This window comes from Streptomyces sp. NPDC029139 (assembly GCF_055564335.1).
This window is the reverse complement of sequence record NZ_JBVHWN010000001.1, coordinates 454460-472514: the sequence shown is the minus strand read 5'-3', so window position 1 is coordinate 472514 and position 18055 is coordinate 454460. Positions and strand designations below refer to the sequence as shown.

Here is an 18055-nt window from a genome sequence, read left to right as displayed (position 1 = left end):
CCGCCGGCGACCCCGGCGGGCAGGATCACGTCCGGCCCCTTGACCCGGCCCGTTCCGCACGCTCAGTGCTCCTCCTCACCCCAGTGCACCGCAGCACCACCGAGGCCCCCAAACCTCCTAGCAGTCCCACTCGAATTGGGCGGGGAAGCCCCTTGCGCGGCGGCCCCGTACCATAGGACATAGCCGTGGCGCGTCCGCCCGGCGGGCGTAAGAGGAACTGACGCCGCATCCCACGATCCGAGAGAAGCGCAAGCACCCATGCCCACGCGCCACGACATCCGTAACGTCGCCATCGTCGCCCACGTCGACCATGGCAAGACGACCATCGTCGACGCCATGCTCAAGCAGGCCGGTGCCTTCGCCGCCCACCAGCAGCTCGACGACCGCATGATGGACTCGAACGACCTGGAGCGTGAGAAGGGCATCACGATCCTCGCCAAGAACACGGCGGTGAAGTATCACCCCAAGGACGGCGGGGCCCCGATCACGATCAACATCATCGACACCCCCGGCCACGCCGACTTCGGTGGCGAGGTCGAGCGCGGTCTGTCGATGGTCGACGCGGTCGTCCTCCTCGTGGACGCCTCCGAGGGCCCGCTGCCGCAGACCCGGTTCGTGCTGCGCAAGGCCCTCCAGCAGCGCCTGCCCGTCATCCTCTGCATCAACAAGACCGACCGTCCGGACTCCCGGATCGACGAGGTCGTCAACGAGACCTACGACCTGTTCCTCGACCTGGACGCGGACGAGGACCAGATCGAGTTCCCGATCGTCTACGCCTGCGGTCGTGACGGCGTCGCCTCGCTGACCAAGCCGGAGGACGGCACCGTCCCGGCCGACTCCACCAACCTGGAGCCGTTCTTCTCCACCATCCTCGAGCACGTCCCCGCGCCGGTGTACGACGAGGAGGCGCCGCTCCAGGCCCACGTCACCAACCTCGACGCCGACAACTTCCTCGGCCGCATCGCGCTGCTCCGCGTCGAGCAGGGCGAGCTGCGCAAGGGCCAGACGGTCGCGTGGATCAAGCGGGACGGTTCGATCTCCAACGTCCGCATCACCGAGCTGATGATGACCGAGGCGCTCACCCGCAAGCCCGCCGAGGTCGCCGGCCCCGGTGACATCTGCGCCGTCGCCGGTATCCCCGACATCATGATCGGCGAGACCCTGGCCGACCCGGAGAACCCGATCGCGCTGCCGCTGATCACGGTCGACCAGCCCGCCATCTCGATGACCATCGGTACGAACACCTCGCCGCTCGTCGGCCGCGGTGGTACCGGCAAGGGCGCGGACGCCAAGGCCGCGGTCAAGGACCGCAAGGTCACCGCCCGCCAGGTGAAGGACCGCCTGGACCGCGAGCTCATCGGTAACGTCTCGCTGCGCGTCCTCGACACCGAGCGTCCGGACACTTGGGAGGTCCAGGGCCGTGGTGAGCTCGCGCTCGCCATCCTGGTCGAGCAGATGCGCCGTGAGGGCTTCGAGCTCACCATCGGCAAGCCCCAGGTCGTCACCAAGGAGGTCGACGGCAAGATCCACGAGCCGGTCGAGCGCCTGACGGTCGACGTCCCCGAGGAGCACATGGGCGCGGTCACGCAGCTCATGGGTGTCCGCAAGGGCCGCATGGACAACATGTCCAACCACGGCTCCGGCTGGGTCCGCATGGAGTTCGTCGTCCCGTCCCGTGGCCTCATCGGCTTCCGTACGGAGTTCCTGACCAACACCCGCGGTACGGGCATCGCCCACTCGATCCACGAGGGTCACGAGCCGTGGTTCGGCACCCTGACGACCCGTAACAACGGTTCGCTGGTCGCCGACCGTGCCGGCGCGGTCACCGCCTTCGCCATGACGAACCTGCAGGAGCGCGGTGTGCTGTTCACCGAGCCCGGCACCGAGGTGTACGAGGGCATGATCGTCGGCGAGAACTCGCGCTCCGACGACATGGACGTGAACATCACCAAGGAGAAGAAGCTCACCAACATGCGCTCCTCCTCCGCCGACTCCTTCGAGGCGATCGTCCCGCCGCGCAAGCTGTCCCTGGAGCAGTCCCTGGAGTTCTGCCGCGACGACGAGTGCGTCGAGGTGACCCCGGAGGCCGTGCGCATCCGTAAGGTCGTCCTGGACCAGAAGGAGCGCGGCCGCTCGGCCTCGCGCGCCAAGAACGGCTGACATACGCTCAGACACGAGGCCCGGACCCCCGCGATCACTGCGGGGGTCCGGGCCTTTCGTCAAATCCATTTCATGACCCCGGTGTCCGCATATCGAGCGTCGCTCTCCGGAACGTGTGTTAACGGTCCGTTTCGCGGGTGTCTGTCTGTGATCGCTTTGTCCGGATTTCGGTCTCAAGGCCCCGAGTGATGTTGTCAAACCGAGACCACTTAAGTGTGGTTTACAGCCCTGACGTACTTAATAGTTGGCTCCATTGAGCTCGGGTCAATGGGTCACGCACTGTGGGGAGTGCCGACTCACGAGCACACTCGGGGCACTTGAGTGCACAGCCGTCAGGGGTGTCGGCGAACTCGAAGTGCCCTTCTTGTAGTGACAAGTGGACTCATGAGGAGGAACCCATGCGCGGTGCCAAGAGCGCCAAGTGGGTAGTGGGCGCGATCGTCGTCGCCCTGGCAGCAACCGCCTGTGGCGGGGGTAAGGGCGACGGCGGCAACGACGCCAAGGGCCAAGTTGACCCGAACGGGATCTTCTCGATCGAGGTGGGCGAGCCGGAGAAGCTTCTGCACCCGGCCGACACGATGGAGTCCAACGGCTCGATCGTTCTCTCGGGCCTGTTCTCGCAGCTGGTGGACTACACCGCTGACGGCAAGCTGACGATGGTGAACGCCGAGTCGGTCGAGAGCGCGGACAGCAAGCTCTGGACGGTCAAGCTCAAGAAGGGCTGGACCTTCCACGACGGCACCCCGGTGACCGCCAAGTCCTACGTGGACGCGTGGAACTGGGCCGCCAACGTCGACAACAAGCAGGGCAACGCGTCCTGGTTCTCCGACATCAAGGGCTCCGAGGCCCTGCTGCCGGAGAAGGAGGGCGCCAAGCCCACCGCCGACAAGCTCACCGGCCTGAAGGTCGTCGACGACTCGACCTTCACGATCGAGCTCAAGAGCGCGGTCCCGTACTTCGCCTACAAGCTCGGCTACGAGGTCTTCTCGCCGCTGCCGGAGTCCTTCTACAAGGACCCCGCCGCCGCGGGCCTGAAGCCGGTCGGCAACGGTCCCTACAAGTTCGAGTCGTGGGACCGCAAGAAGCAGATCAAGATCGTCCGCTACGACGCGTACAAGGGCGAGAACAAGGCGAAGAACGGCGGTGTGATCTTCAAGAACTACACCGGCCTCGAGCCCGCCTACGAGGACCTGAAGTCCGGCAACCTCGACGTCATCCGTCAGGTCGGCCCGAAGGACCTCCCGGTCTACCACCAGGACCTCGGTGACCGCGCCGTGGACGCCGACCAGTCGGCGATCCAGTCCATCGCGGTCGCGTTCTACGCGGACCAGTGGAAGAAGCCCAAGAAGGTCGACCCGAAGGTCATCCAGGGCCTCTCGATGGCGATCGACCGCGCCACCATCACCAAGACGGTGCTGCAGGGTACGCGTGAGCCGGCGACCGGCTGGGTCGCCAAGGGCGTCCTCGGCTTCCAGCCGAACGCCGCGGGCGACGTCACCAAGTTCGACCCCGCCAAGGCCAAGCAGCTGATCGCGGAGGGTGGCGGCGTTCCCGGCAACGCCATCACCATCCAGTTCAACGCGGACGGCGGCCACAAGGAGTGGGTCGACGCGGTCTGCAACAGCATCACCCAGGCGACGCAGATCAAGTGCGTCGGCGACAGCAAGGCGGACTTCCAGGCGGACCTCGCGGCCCGCAAGGCGAAGCAGGTCAAGTCGATGTACCGCTCGGCCTGGTCGCTCGACTACCCGGTGAACGCCAACTTCCTCCGTGACCTGTTCCAGACGGGCGCGTCCGGCAACCAGGGTGACTTCTCCAACCCGGCGCTCGACGCGAAGATCAAGGCGGCCGACTCCGCGGCCACCCTCGAGGAGTCGGTGAAGGCCTACCAGGAGGTGGAGAAGGAGCTCGTCAACCTGATGCCCTCCATCCCGCTCTGGTACTACAAGGTCAACGCGGGCTACTCCGAGAACGTGAACGGCGTTCGCTACCTGCAGGACGGCGACCCGGTTCTCGAAGAGATCACGGTCAACAAGAAGTAATCACCCAAGCGTAGTCCGCAAGCCGTAAGGCGAGGGGCCGACGGGCACACACCGTCCGCCGGCCCCTCGCACCGGCGATACGCAGTGGCTGGGGGGCCCTTCCACGACATCCGCGCACCCACAGGGGCGCGGTTGCCGGGGGAGGGCTCGTAGCGCTGCGGCTGTCACATCTCAACGGAGGCATGATGGGGCGCTATGTCGTACGACGACTGCTCCAGATGATCCCGGTTTTCATCGGGACAACCCTGCTGATCTTCCTCATGGTCTACAGCCTGCCCGGCGACCCCGTGGCGGGTCTGTTCGGCGACAAGGCCGCCAACCCGGCGACCGTGGCCAAGATCAGACAAGACCTCGGACTGGATCAGCCGATCCTGCAGCAGTACGCCAATTACATGTGGAACATCATCGCGCACTTCGACTTCGGCACCCAGATCCGTAACGGGCGTCCGGTCACCGAGGTCCTGGGCGATGCGTTCCCGGTCACGCTGCAACTCGCGGCGCTGGCCTTCGCGTTCGAGCTGATCTTCGGCGTCGCGCTCGGCGTCATCGCCGGTCTGCGCGCGGGCCGCCTGGCCGACAACGCGATTCTGATCTTCACGCTGCTGATCATCTCGGTGCCGGTCTTCGTCCTCGCCTTCATCATCAAGATGGTCTTCGCCTTCGAGCTGGAGTGGATCGCTCCGAACGTCAGCAACGACCAGCTGCTGTCGGAGATGATCGCCCCCGCCATCGTGCTCGGTGGTCTCTCGCTGGCCTACGTGGCCCGGCTCACCCGTACGTCGATGGCCGAGAACCTGCGCGCCGACTACATGCGTACGGCCGTCGCCAAGGGCCTGCCGAGGCGCCGCGTCATCGGTGTCCACCTGATGCGGAACTCGATGATCCCGGTCGTCACCTTCCTGGGCACCGACATCGGCGCGCTCATGGGCGGCGCGGTCGTCACCGAAGGCATCTTCAACATCAAGGGCGTCGGTGGCCTGATCTACGAGTCGATCATCCGTCGCGAGGGCACCACGCTGGTCGGCCTCGTGACCGTCCTGGTGCTCGTCTACCTCGCCACCAGCCTGCTCATCGACCTGCTGTACGCGGTCCTGGACCCGAGGATCCGTTATGCCTGACGTGACCAAGACCGCAGCCGCCGCCGTCGAGGACGCCATCGCGCCGCCCTCCGCGGCGGCCCCGACCCCGCAGAAGCAGAAGTCGGACAAGGCGCGCAGCCTCTGGGGCGACGCCTGGGTGGACCTGCGCCGCAACCCGTACTTCGTCGTCTCGGCGGTGCTGATCTTCGCCCTGCTGGTCATCACCGCGTTCCCCACCTGGTTCACGGGGGCCTCTCCCACGGCGGGCGACCTGGTCAACCACTACCTGGGCAAGCCCGAGCTGGGGAAGATCGGCTCCGAGGGGTGGCTGGGCTACGACGGCCAGGGCCGCTCCGTGTACGCCCGCCTGATCCACGGCACCCGCGCCTCGGTCATCGTCGGTATCTGCGTCACCCTGATCGTCACCGTCATCGGCGGCATCATGGGCATGCTCGCCGGCTACTTCGGCGGCGTCATGGACGCGATCCTGTCCAGGATCACCGACATCTTCTTCGGTATCCCGTTCCTGCTCGGCGCGATGGTCGTCCTGCAGTCCTTCACCGAGCGCACCGTCTGGGTCGTCGTCTTCGCCCTCGCGTTCCTCGGCTGGACCCAGATCACCCGCGTCATGCGCGGTGCCGTGATCACCGTCAAGCAGTCGGACTACGTCCACGCGGCGAAGGCTCTCGGCGCCGGCACCACGCGGATCCTGTTCCGGCACATCCTGCCGAACGCCATGGCTCCGGTGATCGTCGTCGCGACCATCGCGCTCGGCGGCTACATCTCGGCCGAGGCGACCCTGTCCTACCTGGGTCTAGGTCTGTCCGCACCGACCATCTCGTGGGGTGTCGACGTCTCCGCCGGCGTTCAGCAGATCCGTACGGCGCAGCACATCCTGCTGTACCCCTCGATCATGCTGAGCATCACCGTTCTGGCGTTCATCATGCTCGGCGAAGCCGTACGCAACGCCCTCGACCCCAAGCTGCGCTGAGGAGGGCGTAAAACGTGAGCATCATCGACAACACAGGCAAGACCGCGAGCGTTCCCGCCCCGCGCGGGGGCGACGACTACAACGGCCCGCTGCTCGAAGTCCGCGACCTGCACGTGGAGTTCCACACCCGTGACGGTGTGGCCAAGGCGGTCAACGGAGTCAACTACAACGTGAACGCCGGCGAGACGCTCGCCGTGCTCGGCGAGTCCGGGTCCGGCAAGTCCGTCACCGCCCAGGCGATCATGGGCATCCTCGACATGCCGCCCGGCAAGATCCCGCAGGGCGAGATCTTCTTCCGCGGCCAGGACATGCTCAAGATGTCCTACGAGGAGCGCCGGAAGATCCGCGGCCGCAAGATCGCGATGATCTTCCAGGACGCGCTGTCCTCCCTCAACCCGGTCCTCACCGTCGGCTACCAGCTCGGCGAGATGTTCCGGGTGCACCACGGCCTCTCCAAGAAGGAGGCCAAGGCCAAGGCCATCGAGCTGATGGACAGGGTCAAGATCCCCGCCGCCGCGGCGCGGGTGAACGACTATCCCCACCAGTTCTCCGGCGGTATGCGCCAGCGCATCATGATCGCCATGGCCCTCGCCCTCGAGCCGGACCTGATCATCGCGGACGAGCCCACCACGGCGCTCGACGTGACGGTCCAGGCCCAGGTCATGGACCTCCTCGCGGAGCTCCAGCGGGAATACAACATGGGCCTGATCCTGATCACCCACGACCTCGGCGTCGTCGCCGACGTCGCGGACAAGATCGCGGTCATGTACGCGGGCCGGATCGTCGAGACCGCCCCCGTGCACGAGCTGTACAAGCGCCCCGCCCACCCGTACACCCGGGGTCTGCTCGACTCGATCCCGCGCCTGGACCAGAAGGGCCAGGAGCTGTACGCGATCAAGGGCCTGCCGCCCAACCTGCTCAAGGTCCCGTCGGGCTGCGCCTTCAACCCGCGCTGCCCGAAGGCCGACGACATCTGCCGCACGGAGATCCCGGCGCTCGCGCCGGTCGCCGAGCAGGACGGCACGGAGCTGCCCGGCCGCGGCAGCGCCTGCCACTTCTGGAAGGAGACGATCCATGGCTGAGCTCAGCAAGAACGGTGAGGCCGCGGACGCGACTCCGAACGTCACCGCCGTCGAGACGGTCGAGGCCGCCACCGAGGCGGAGGCCGTAGCCGCCATCGAGGCTCCGGTCGAGCGTGGCGAGCCGATCCTTCAGGTGCGCAACCTGGTCAAGCACTTCCCGCTGACCCAGGGCATCCTGTTCAAGAAGCAGGTCGGCGCGGTCAAGGCCGTGGACGGGGTCTCCTTCGACCTCTACCAGGGCGAGACCCTCGGCATCGTCGGCGAGTCCGGCTGCGGCAAGTCCACGGTCGCCAAGCTGCTGATGAACCTGGAGCGGGCCACCGCGGGCGAGGTCTTCTACAAGGGCCAGGACATCACCCGGCTGTCCGGCCGGGCGCTGAAGGCCGTCCGCCGGAACATCCAGATGGTGTTCCAGGACCCGTACACCTCGCTCAACCCGCGCATGACGGTGGGCGACATCATCGGCGAGCCCTTCGACATCCACCCCGAGGTGGCCCCGAAGGGCGACCGGCGCCGCAAGGTGCAGGAGCTGCTCGATGTGGTCGGTCTGAACCCCGAGTACATCAACCGGTACCCGCACCAGTTCTCCGGCGGTCAGCGCCAGCGCATCGGCATCGCCCGCGGCCTCGCGCTCAACCCGGAGATCATCATCTGCGACGAGCCGGTCTCGGCCCTGGACGTCTCCGTCCAGGCGCAGGTCATCAACCTGATGGAGAAGCTGCAGGACGAGTTCAACCTCTCCTACGTCTTCATCGCGCACGACCTGTCGATCGTCCGGCACATCTCCGACCGGGTCGGCGTCATGTACCTCGGCAAGATGGCCGAGATCGGTACGGACACGCAGATCTACGACCACCCGACGCACCCCTACACCCAGGCGCTGCTGTCGGCGGTCCCGGTTCCGGACCCGGAGGCCCGTGAGGGCCGCGAGCGGATCATCCTCACCGGTGACGTCCCCTCGCCGGCCAACCCGCCGTCGGGCTGCCGCTTCCGCACCCGGTGCTGGAAGGCCGAGGAGAAGTGCTCCACGGAGGTCCCGCTCCTGGCGATCCCCGAGCGCTTCCAGGGTCAGGACACCCCGGCCGCGCACGAGTCGGCGTGCCACTTCGCCGAGGAGAAGGACGTCATCCACGCGGCGTAGTCCCGCCGCTGTTCTTCCGCCGTACGCGCGAGGGCGCCCCGACCGGTTCGGTCGGGGCGCCCTCGTCGTGTTCTCCGTATGGGCGTGGAGAACGTGCATAGCGCCCGTAATCGGGTGATATTGGGTCTCTCAGTGACACTTAGGACACTCGGGAGGCACTTCATGCGCGGAGCCACGCACGCCAAGTGGGCCGCACTGGCCGCCGCCGTCGCCCTCATGGCGACCGCCTGCGGCGGTGGCGACGACGGTGGCGGTAGTGGCGCCGACGGGATCGTGAGCTCCTCGTGGGGTGACCCGCAGAACCCCCTGGAGCCCGCGAACACCAACGAGGTGCAGGGCGGCAAGGTCCTGTCCATGATCTTCCGGGGACTCAAGCAGTACGACCCGAAGACCGGCGAGGCCAAGGACATGCTCGCCGAGAAGATCGAGACGACGGACTCGACCAACTTCACCATCACCCTCAAGGACGGCTGGACCTTCTCCAACGGCGAGAAGGTCACCGCGAAGTCCTTCGTGGACGCCTGGAACTACGGCGCCCATCTGAAGAACAACCAGAAGAACGCCTCCTTCTTCGGCCAGATCGAGGGGTACGAGCAGGTCCACCCCGAGAAGGGCGAGCCGACCGCCGAGACGATGTCCGGCCTCAAGGTCGTCGACGACAAGACCTTCACGGTCAAGCTCAGCCAGAAGTTCTCGACCTGGCCGGACACCCTGGGCTACGCCGCCTTCGCCCCGCTGCCCCGGGCGTTCTTCGACGACCACGCCGGCTGGCTGGCCAAGCCCGTCGGCAACGGCCCGTACACCGTCGGCTCGTACGCCAAGGGCTCGCAGATGGAGCTGCTGCGCTGGGACGGCTACCCCGGGAACGACAAGGCGCAGAACGGCGGTGTGACCCTCAAGGTCTACACCGACAACAACACCGCCTACACCGACCTGACGGCCGGGAACCTCGACCTCGTCGACGACGTTCCCGCCTCCCAGCTCAAGAACGTCTCGGCGGACCTGGGCGACCGGTACATCAACGTCCCCGCCGGCATCATCCAGACCCTCTCCTTCCCGTTCTACGACCCCGCGTGGAACAAGCCGGGCCAGGAGAAGCTCCGCCAGGGCATCTCCCGCGCCATCAACCGTGAGCAGATCACCGAGACGATCTTCCAGAAGACCCGCACCCCGGCCAAGGACTGGACCTCCCCGGTGCTCGGCGAGGAGGGCGGCTACAAGGACGTCTGCGGAGACTTCTGCGTGTACGACGCCGCAGCGGCCAAGAAGCTGGTGGCCGAGGGCGGCGGCATCCCCGGCGGCACGATGAAGATCTCGTACAACGCCGACACCGGCTCCCACAAGGAGTGGGTGGACGCCGTCTGCAACTCCATCAACAACGCGCTCGGCAACAACAGGGCCTGCGTCGGCAACCCGATCGGCACCTTCGCCGACTACCGCAACCAGGTCACCACGCAGAAGATGACGGGCCCGTTCCGCGCCGGCTGGCAGATGGACTACCCGCTCATCCAGAACTTCCTCCAGCCGCTCTACTACACCAACGCCTCGTCCAACGACGGCAAGTGGACCGACCCGGAGTTCGACAAGCTCGTCGACCAGGCCAACGCGGAGTCCGACATCACCAAGGCCGTCGAGACCTTCCAGAAGGCCGAGGAAGTCCTCCGCGACGACATGGGCGCGATCCCGCTCTGGTACCAGAACGGCAGTGCGGGCTACTCCGAGCGCGTCTCCAACGTGGCGCTCAACCCGTTCAGCGTCCCGGTCTACAACGAGATCAAGGTCGGCTGACGCAGCTCGTCGGCGTACGGCCCGGCCCCGCGTTCCCCCGCGTGCCGGGCCGTACGACTTCCCCACACCCCCGGAGCCCCTCATGGGACGTTATGTGATCCGGCGCCTGCTGCAGATGATCCCGGTCTTCATCGGCGCCACCCTGCTGATCTTCCTCATGGTGAACGTGATGGGCGACCCCATCGCCGGCCTCTGCGGCGACCGCGCCTGCGACCCGGCGACCGCCGCCCAGCTGGAGAAGGAGTTCGGCCTCGACAAGCCGGTCTGGCAGCAATACCTGATCTACATGGGCAATCTCTTCACCGGCGACTTCGGCACGGCCTTCAACGGCCAGCCGGTCACCGAGCTGATGGCGAGCGCCTTCCCGGTCACCATCCGGCTCACCATCGTCGCGATCCTCTTCGAGATCGTCATCGGCATCACCCTCGGCGTCCTGACCGGCCTGCGCCGCGGCCGGCCCGTCGACACCTCCGTACTGCTGCTCACGCTGGTCGTCATCTCGATCCCGACCTTCGTCACCGGTCTGCTGCTCCAGCTGCTGCTCGGCGTGAAGTGGGGCTGGATCAAGCCCGCCGTCTCGCCCGAGGCCACCTTCGACGAGCTCATCGTCCCCGGGCTCGTCCTCGCCTCCGTCTCCCTCGCGTACGTCACCCGGCTCACCCGCACCTCCATCGCGGAGAACAAGCGCGCCGACTACGTCCGCACCGCCGTCGCCAAGGGCCTGCCGCGCCGCCGGGTCATCACCCGCCACCTCCTGCGCAACTCCCTCATCCCGGTGGTCACCTTCATCGGCGCCGACGTCGGCGCGCTCATGGGCGGCGCCATCGTCACCGAGCGGATCTTCAACATCCATGGCGTCGGCTACCAGCTCTACCAAGGGATCGTGCGCCAGAACACGCAGACCGTCGTCGGCTTCGTGACCGTCCTCGTCCTGGTCTTCCTGGTCGCCAACCTGCTCGTCGACCTCCTGTACGCCGTCCTTGACCCGAGGATCCGCTATGCCTGAGCCTCTCGAGCCCTTCGACGACGGGCGCGCCATCGATCACACGGGGGCGGGCGGGGCCGTGGACCTCGCCATGGAGGAGGGCGAGTCCCTGGAGAAGACCCCGGGCGGGCCCCTGGGCACCGGCCCCGCCGGCAAGCCGCGCTCCCTGTGGTCCGACGCCTGGCACGATCTGCGCCGCAACCCGGTCTTCATCGTCTCGGGCCTGATCATCCTCTTCCTGGTGGTCATCTCCCTCTGGCCCTCGCTGATCGCGAGCGGGGACCCGCTCGACTGCGACCTCGCCAGGGCCCAGGAGGGCTCCCAGCCCGGCCACCCCTTCGGCTTCAACGGCCAGGGCTGCGACGTCTACACCCGTACGGTCTACGGCGCCCGGACCTCCGTCGCGGTCGGCGTCCTCGCCACCCTCGGCGTCGCCGTCCTCGGCTCCGTCCTCGGCGGACTCGCCGGCTTCTTCGGCGGCGGCTGGGACGGGTTCCTCTCCCGGATCACCGACGTCTTCTTCGCCATCCCGGTCGTCCTCGGCGGTCTGGTCCTGCTGTCGGTCGTCACCAGCAACACCGTCTGGCCCGTGATCGGCTTCATGGTGCTGCTCGGCTGGCCCCAGATCTCCCGCATCGCCCGCGGCTCGGTCATCACCGCCAAGCAGAACGACTACGTGCAGGCGGCCCGCGCGCTCGGCGCCTCCAACTCCCGCATGCTGCTCCGCCACATCGCACCCAACGCCCTGGCCCCGGTCATCGTCGTCGCGACCATCGCGCTGGGCACGTACATCTCCCTGGAGGCGACCCTCTCCTTCCTCGGAGTCGGGCTCAAGCCGCCCACCGTCTCCTGGGGCATCGACATCTCCTCGGCCTCCCAGTACATCCGCAACGCCCCGCACATGCTGCTCTGGCCGGCGGGCGCGCTCGCCGTCACCGTGCTCGCGTTCATCATGCTCGGCGACGCGGTGCGCGACGCCCTCGACCCGAAGCTGAGGTAGGCGCCCATGCTGCTCGAAGTGAGCGATCTGCACGTGGAGTTCCACACCCGGGACGGGGTGGCCAAGGCGGTCAACGGCGTCAGCTACTCGGTCGACGCCGGCGAGACGCTCGCCGTGCTCGGCGAGTCCGGCTCCGGCAAGTCCGTCACCGCCCAGGCCGTCATGGGCATCCTCGACATCCCGCCCGGCAAGATCACCGGCGGCGAGATCCTCTTCCAGGGCCAGGACCTGCTGAAGCTCAAGGAGGAGGAACGGCGCAAGGTCCGCGGCGCGAAGATGGCGATGATCTTCCAGGACGCGCTCTCCTCCCTCAACCCCGTCATCAGCGTCGGCGACCAGCTCGGCGAGATGTTTCAGGTGCACCGGGGGATGTCCCGCAAGGACGCGCGGACCAAGGCGATCGAGCTGATGGACCGGGTCCGCATCCCGGCCGCCAAGGAACGCGTGGGGCAGTATCCGCACCAGTTCTCCGGCGGCATGCGGCAGCGCATCATGATCGCGATGGCGCTCGCCCTGGAGCCCGAGCTGATCATCGCGGACGAGCCGACGACCGCCCTCGACGTGACGGTCCAGGCGCAGGTCATGGACCTCCTCGCCGAGCTCCAGCGCGAACTCGCCATGGGCCTCATCCTCATCACCCACGACCTCGGTGTCGTCGCCGACGTCGCCGACAAGATCGCCGTGATGTACGCCGGCCGGATCGTCGAGCACGCCCCCGTCCACGAGATCTACAAGGCGCCCGCCCACCCCTACACCAAGGGCCTGCTCGAATCGATTCCCCGCCTGGACCAGAAGGGCTCGCAGCTGTACGCGATCAAGGGGCTCCCCCCGAACCTCCTCGCCATCCCGCCCGGCTGTGCCTTCAACCCCCGCTGTCCCCTCGCCCAGGACCGGTGCCGCACCGACGTGCCGCCGCTCTACGAGGTGACCGAGTCCCCCGTCCCGCGCGGGAGCGCCTGCCACTACTGGAAGGAGTGCCTCCATGGTTGAGGCTCGCGGCGAGGCCAGCCTCCAGCGCGAGGGGATTCTCCAGGTCCGGGACCTGTACAAGCACTACCCCCTGACCCAGGGCGTCCTGTTCAAGAAGCAGGTCGGCGCCGTCAAGGCGGTCGACGGCGTCTCCTTCGATCTCGCGCCGGGCGAGACCCTCGGCATCGTGGGCGAGTCGGGCTGCGGCAAGTCGACCGTGGCGAAGATGCTGGTCAACCTGGAGCGCCCGACGGCCGGCACCATCTCGTACAAGGGCGAGGACATCACGAAGATGTCCCCGAAAGCGCTGCGCGCGGTCCGGCGCAACATCCAGATGGTGTTCCAGGACCCCTACACCTCGCTCAACCCCCGGATGACCGTCGGCGACATCATCGGAGAGCCGTACGAGATCCACCCCGAGGTCGCCCCCAAGGGCTCGCGCCGCAGGAAGGTCCAGGACCTGCTCGACGTGGTGGGACTCAACCCCGAGTACATCAACCGCTATCCGCACCAGTTCTCCGGCGGTCAGCGCCAGCGCATCGGCATCGCCCGCGGCCTGGCCCTCCAGCCGGAGATCATCGTCGCCGACGAGCCGGTCTCGGCGCTCGACGTCTCCGTCCAGGCCCAGGTCGTGAACCTTCTGGAGAACCTCCAGAAGGAGTTCTCCCTGTCGTACGTCTTCATCGCCCACGACCTGTCGATCGTGCGGCACATCTCCGACCGGGTCGGTGTGATGTACCTCGGCCGGATCGTCGAGATCGGCACCGACACCGAGATCTACGACCACCCCACGCACCCCTACACCCAGGCGCTGCTCTCCGCGGTCCCCGTGCCCGACCCGGAGGCCCGCGCCCGCCGCGAACGCATCATCCTCGCCGGGGACGTGCCCTCCCCGGCCAACATCCCCTCCGGCTGCCGCTTCCGCACCCGCTGCTGGAAGGCCCAGGAGCGCTGCGCCCTGGAGGTGCCCGCCCTGGCCGTCCCCGCGGCGTTCCGGCTCGCCGACACTCCGGCGAGGCACGACTCCGCCTGCCACTTCGCCGAGGAGAAGCACGTGGTCCCGACGGAGGGCGAGCCGGAGTAGCAGCCCACCCCGCAGGGGCGGACAAACCACCGTCAAATCCGTTAACGCACCAGCAACTTGACCGACCCCGCTCCGATATACGGACGCGTCAGGCTCGACAGCGTACGGCCGTGCGGGTGCCGTAGGCCGGCCGGGACGCGCCATGTCGTCCCGGCCGGCCGCCGTGCCCGCCGAATATGCGGAACCGCTTGTTTCGCCGCGCGGTAGCGGTGAGTATCGGCCCCGTGACAGTGACTCGACCGGCACGTCTCACCGGCGCCGCGCTCTGTGGCGCGCTCGCACTCGTCATCGCCGTCTGGCTCCTGCGCGACCTCGCGACCTTCGGCTCCCCGGCCGAACTCGCCTGGCTCTGGGCGGGGGAGCACACCCTCCTGCCGCGCAGCAGGGCCGCCACCTCGCTGGTCGACCCCCTCCTGCTCATCGCCTGCGTCGCCACCGCCGTCGCCGCGCTGCGCTCCTCCCGCGTCGCTCCGGCGCTCGCCGTCACCGGTGCCGTCACGCTCGCGCTGCGGCTGCCCGGCCTGTGGGCCACCGGTGCCGACGCCCTGGTCACGACCCTCGTCACACTCGCCCTCGCCGCCGGGCTCGTCCTGACCGCGGCCGCCGGACGCCGCCCCGCCGACTTCCCGGAGGACGCGCCGACCCGCCCCCGCACGGGGCCGGCCGTGGCGGCGGGGGTGCTGTGCCAGGTGGCCGGCCTCGCCGGGGCCGCCTGGGAGGTGCACTGGGCCACCACGCTGCCCGTCGAGTTCACGGTCGACCGCTTCACCGGCGGGCGCTCCCTCCTCCTGCCCGCACTCGCGGTCCCACCGGCCTGGCTCAGCGTGGTCCTCGCCGCGCTGCTCCTGCTGGCCGCCACGGGCGCCTTCGCCCGCCTCCCCTTCGCGCGGCCCCTCGGGCTGCTCGCCGGCCTCTTCCTGACCGGGTGGGGCGCCGCCGGAGTGGCCCTCGCGGCAGAACACGGCCAGTTCGAGCACTTCGGCGCGCTGGAGCCCGTCGGCCGGCTCATCCTCGCCACCTCGGTCTACGACCTGCTCGCCGGGGTCGCCGTGCTCGTCCTGCTCGCCGTCCCCGGTGCCCCCGCGAGGCCCCTGCGCCACCAGCCGGTCGCGGCCCTGCCCCCGGCCCCGCCCCACCCGCGCCCGCCCGGCTGGTGACCTGCCGGGCCGTGTCGATGCCGGGCTAGCCCCGGGGCAGCGAGCGCTTCAGGAAGTCGACCTGGAGCAGGAGGAGATTCTCCGCGACCTGCTCCTGCGGCGTCATATGGGTCACGCCCGTCAGCGGCAGCACCTCATGGGGCCGCCCCGCCGCCAGCAACGCCGAGGACAGCCGCAGCGTATGGGCCATCACCACATTGTCGTCGGCCAGCCCATGGATGATCATCATCGGCCGCGCCGGGTTCTCCGGCGCCGACAGACCGTCCTCGGTGACCAGCGAGTTCGCCGCGTACACCTCCGGGCGCTCCTGCGGCATCCCCAGATACCGCTCCGTGTAGTGGGTGTCGTAGAGCCGCATGTCGGACAGGGGCGCCCCCGCGATCGCCGCATGGAACACATCGGGCCGCCGCAGCACCCCGAGCGCCGCGAGATAACCGCCGTACGACCAGCCCCGGATCGCCACTCGCCCCAGATCCAGCGGGAAGTCCTTCGCCAGCGCTCCCAACGCCTCGACCTGGTCGTCGAGCGTGGGCGTCAGATCGTGCGCGATCGCCTTCTCCCAGGCGGGGGACCGGCCCGGAGCACCCCGGCCGTCCGCCACGATCACCGCGAAGCCCTGGTCCGCGAACCACTGGGACGTCAGATGCGGGTTGTGCGCGGCCAGCACGCGCTGACCGTGCGGACCCCCGTACGGATCCATGAGCACGGGCAGGAGTCCGTCACCTTCCCGATACCCCGACGGGAGCAGGACGGCGCACGGGATCCGCCGTGCGCCCCCCTCCAGCAGGCGCACCCGCGCCGACAGCACCGGTGTCTCCGCGTACGAGGCGATCACCGCCACCTGTTCGCCGTCGCGCAGCACCCGCGCCACGCTCCCCGGTGCGTCCGGCCGCGCGGAGACCAGGACCGTCACCGCGCCGCAACGCACCGCCGAGTGAATTCCGGTTCCCTCCGAGACCCGCTCCGCGCCGCGCTCGTCGACCCGGTAGACATGGATCTCCCCGGTCTCCGGAACCGCCGCCTCCTCGCCCGCCGACGCCGACACCAGGACGTCGTCCTCCCCGATGTCCAGGACGTTGCGCAGGTGGAGCACCGCACTCGTCAGCGCACGGTCCCCGACCGCGAGCACCCGCGCACCCCCTTCGTCGGCGATCCTGACGAGCCGCCCGTCCGGAGCCCAGGCGGGCACCCCCGGCAGCAGCTCCAGCCACACCGGGTCCTCGTCCGCGTGCACCGTGCGGGTCGCCCCGGTCGTCGCGTCCACCGCCAGATGGAGCTGGGTGCGCTGGTCACGCGCCTGTACGAGGATCAGCGGAGGCCCGCCCGACGACCAGTGCACCCGGGCCAGATACGGATACCGGTCACGGTCCCACTCGACCTCCCTGCGCTCCCCGGCCAGATCCACCAGGTACAGCCGGACCTCCGCGTTCGGCGTCCCCGCCGCCGGATACGGCACCACCCGCGGCTCCCGGTCCGGGTGGGCCGGGTCCGCGATCCACCACCGGCGCACCGGTCGGTCGTCCGCCCGCGCCACCAGCAGCCGGTCCGATTCCGGCGACCACCAGAAGCCGCGCGAGCGCCCCATCTCCTCGGCCGCCACGAACTCCGCCAGACCGTACGTCGTGTGCGCGTCCTCCGGCTCCGCCAGCGCCCGGTCGCCCTCCCCGTCCGCCGCCGCCAGCCGCAGCGCGCCCCGCGTGACGTAGGCGATGTGCCGGCCGTCCGGCGACGGCCGCGGATCGATCACCGGTCCGGGCACCGGCAGTTCCCGAGCCGTCCCCGCCCTGAGTTCCGCCGCGAACAGCCCCCCCGACAGCGCGAACGCCGCCAACTCCACCGCCGCGTCCACCGCGTAGCCCACGATGCCGCCCGAGCCCTCACGGCTCCGCTCCCGCCGGTCGCGCTCCTCGGCGGACAACTCCTCGTCCGCGCCCCCGAGCAGAGCCTCCGGATCCGCCGCGACCCGCTCCCGGGCCCCGCCCGCCGGTCCGTCGAGGTCGAGCACCCACAGCGCGTGCGAGCGGTCCGTACCCGACGACGAGCGCACGAACACCACCCGCTCACCGTCCGGGGAGACCGTGAACGCCCGCGGGACGCCCAGGGTGAAGCGCTGCGTCCGGGCGTACTGACGAGGGAACGAGAGCGGGAACGACCGCGGTTGCCTGGAGGTCATGCGACCGAACCTAGCGCTGTGCGCCCCCTTGTGCCCCCGTACACCATCAATGCGGAGCCACACATAGTTATGATCCGTAGCGCTAGGTGGGTAAGGGACACCTGGCACATGCTCGCCGAACTGACCGTCCGAATATCCGACCGAAGAAGTATGGAGGTGAACCGCCGTGGCACTCTCGATTTCGGCGGTGGTGCTGCTGGCGATCGTCGTCTTCCTGCTGATCCGGAAATCCGGGCTGAAGGCTGGACATGCGGCGGTCTGCGCGCTCCTGGGTTTCTACCTGGCGAGCTCGTCCATCGCCCCGTCCATCAGCACGCTCACCACGAACGTGGCGGGCATGATCGGCGGCCTCAAGTTCTGACCTGCGGTTCTCCGGCCTGCCGTCACGGTCCGGGCCCCGCCTC

Annotated in this window: 14 protein-coding genes; 13 read left to right on the top strand and 1 reads right to left on the bottom strand. The window is 68.6% G+C overall.

Translation table 11 applies throughout. The features are described 5' to 3' along the window. Positions 1-258 precede the first annotated feature (258 nt). From typA to ACZ4VW_RS02020, 12 genes are all read left to right on the top strand, one after another. Positions 259-2160 (top strand): translational GTPase TypA, encoded by a 1902-nt coding sequence (gene typA / locus ACZ4VW_RS02075; RefSeq protein ID WP_467957419.1) that lies wholly within the window; start codon positions 259-261, stop codon positions 2158-2160. 398 nt (positions 2161-2558) lie between these two features. After that, positions 2559-4202, top strand: coding sequence for a peptide ABC transporter substrate-binding protein (locus ACZ4VW_RS02070; RefSeq protein ID WP_467957416.1), 1644 nt, complete (start codon positions 2559-2561; stop codon positions 4200-4202). A 185-nt stretch (positions 4203-4387) separates the two neighbouring features. Then, a complete protein-coding gene (locus ACZ4VW_RS02065) occupies positions 4388-5320 on the top strand; it encodes an ABC transporter permease (protein WP_389173585.1) in 933 nt (310 codons plus the stop codon). After that, the gene (locus ACZ4VW_RS02060; protein ID WP_467957414.1) at positions 5313-6272 is read left to right on the top strand and encodes an ABC transporter permease; all 960 of its coding nucleotides are present in this window, start codon (positions 5313-5315) and stop codon (positions 6270-6272) included. Before ACZ4VW_RS02065 ends, ACZ4VW_RS02060 begins: the two co-directional genes overlap by 8 nt. A 14-nt stretch (positions 6273-6286) precedes the next feature. Then, positions 6287-7354: an ABC transporter ATP-binding protein gene (locus ACZ4VW_RS02055; protein ID WP_467957412.1), complete on the top strand. Its 1068-nt coding sequence runs from the start codon at positions 6287-6289 to the stop codon at positions 7352-7354. After that, the gene (locus ACZ4VW_RS02050; protein ID WP_467957410.1) at positions 7347-8495 is read left to right on the top strand and encodes an ABC transporter ATP-binding protein; all 1149 of its coding nucleotides are present in this window, start codon (positions 7347-7349) and stop codon (positions 8493-8495) included. The genes ACZ4VW_RS02055 and ACZ4VW_RS02050 overlap by 8 nt, the downstream gene beginning before the upstream one ends. Positions 8496-8657: 162 nt before the next feature. Then, entirely contained in the window at positions 8658-10283 is a 1626-nt protein-coding gene (locus ACZ4VW_RS02045) for a peptide ABC transporter substrate-binding protein (protein WP_467957408.1), read from the top strand. An 82-nt stretch (positions 10284-10365) separates the two neighbouring features. Then, on the top strand, positions 10366-11289 hold the full coding sequence (locus ACZ4VW_RS02040; RefSeq protein WP_467957405.1) for an ABC transporter permease: 924 nt from the start codon (positions 10366-10368) through the stop codon (positions 11287-11289). Then, the gene (locus ACZ4VW_RS02035) at positions 11282-12268 is read left to right on the top strand and encodes an ABC transporter permease (protein ID WP_467957403.1); all 987 of its coding nucleotides are present in this window, start codon (positions 11282-11284) and stop codon (positions 12266-12268) included. The genes ACZ4VW_RS02040 and ACZ4VW_RS02035 overlap by 8 nt, the downstream gene beginning before the upstream one ends. Before the next feature lie 6 nt (positions 12269-12274). After that, entirely contained in the window at positions 12275-13258 is a 984-nt protein-coding gene (locus ACZ4VW_RS02030; protein ID WP_467957401.1) for an ABC transporter ATP-binding protein, read from the top strand. Then, positions 13251-14321, top strand: a complete 1071-nt coding sequence (locus ACZ4VW_RS02025) for an ABC transporter ATP-binding protein (protein ID WP_467957399.1) — start codon at positions 13251-13253, stop codon at positions 14319-14321. The genes ACZ4VW_RS02030 and ACZ4VW_RS02025 overlap by 8 nt, the downstream gene beginning before the upstream one ends. Before the next feature lie 224 nt (positions 14322-14545). Further along, positions 14546-15478: a hypothetical protein gene (locus ACZ4VW_RS02020; protein WP_467957397.1), complete on the top strand. Its 933-nt coding sequence runs from the start codon at positions 14546-14548 to the stop codon at positions 15476-15478. Between the two features lie 25 nt (positions 15479-15503). Here the strand turns inward: ACZ4VW_RS02020 and ACZ4VW_RS02015 are convergent, their stop codons facing one another. Then, positions 15504-17651, bottom strand: coding sequence for a prolyl oligopeptidase family serine peptidase (locus ACZ4VW_RS02015; protein ID WP_467957395.1), 2148 nt, complete (start codon positions 17649-17651; stop codon positions 15504-15506). A 166-nt stretch (positions 17652-17817) separates the two neighbouring features. On the opposite strand from ACZ4VW_RS02015, the gene ACZ4VW_RS02010 reads away from it, so the two are divergent. Then, positions 17818-18012 (top strand): hypothetical protein, encoded by a 195-nt coding sequence (locus ACZ4VW_RS02010; protein WP_137993529.1) that lies wholly within the window; start codon positions 17818-17820, stop codon positions 18010-18012. The last annotated feature ends 43 nt before the right edge of the window (positions 18013-18055 follow it).

Bases quoted from the DNA above. Each gene is read 5' to 3' on its own strand.
- typA (WP_467957419.1), top strand. From the start codon at position 259: ATGCCCACGCGCCACGACATCCGTAACGTCGCCATCGTCGCCCACGTC.
- ACZ4VW_RS02070 (WP_467957416.1), top strand. From the start codon at position 2,559: ATGCGCGGTGCCAAGAGCGCCAAGTGGGTAGTGGGCGCGATCGTCGTC.
- ACZ4VW_RS02065 (WP_389173585.1), top strand. From the start codon at position 4,388: ATGGGGCGCTATGTCGTACGACGACTGCTCCAGATGATCCCGGTTTTC.
- ACZ4VW_RS02060 (WP_467957414.1), top strand. From the start codon at position 5,313: ATGCCTGACGTGACCAAGACCGCAGCCGCCGCCGTCGAGGACGCCATC.
- ACZ4VW_RS02050 (WP_467957410.1), top strand. From the start codon at position 7,347: ATGGCTGAGCTCAGCAAGAACGGTGAGGCCGCGGACGCGACTCCGAAC.
- ACZ4VW_RS02045 (WP_467957408.1), top strand. From the start codon at position 8,658: ATGCGCGGAGCCACGCACGCCAAGTGGGCCGCACTGGCCGCCGCCGTC.
- ACZ4VW_RS02040 (WP_467957405.1), top strand. From the start codon at position 10,366: ATGGGACGTTATGTGATCCGGCGCCTGCTGCAGATGATCCCGGTCTTC.
- ACZ4VW_RS02035 (WP_467957403.1), top strand. From the start codon at position 11,282: ATGCCTGAGCCTCTCGAGCCCTTCGACGACGGGCGCGCCATCGATCAC.
- ACZ4VW_RS02030 (WP_467957401.1), top strand. From the start codon at position 12,275: ATGCTGCTCGAAGTGAGCGATCTGCACGTGGAGTTCCACACCCGGGAC.
- ACZ4VW_RS02025 (WP_467957399.1), top strand. From the start codon at position 13,251: ATGGTTGAGGCTCGCGGCGAGGCCAGCCTCCAGCGCGAGGGGATTCTC.
- ACZ4VW_RS02015 (WP_467957395.1), bottom strand. From the start codon at position 17,651: ATGACCTCCAGGCAACCGCGGTCGTTCCCGCTCTCGTTCCCTCGTCAG.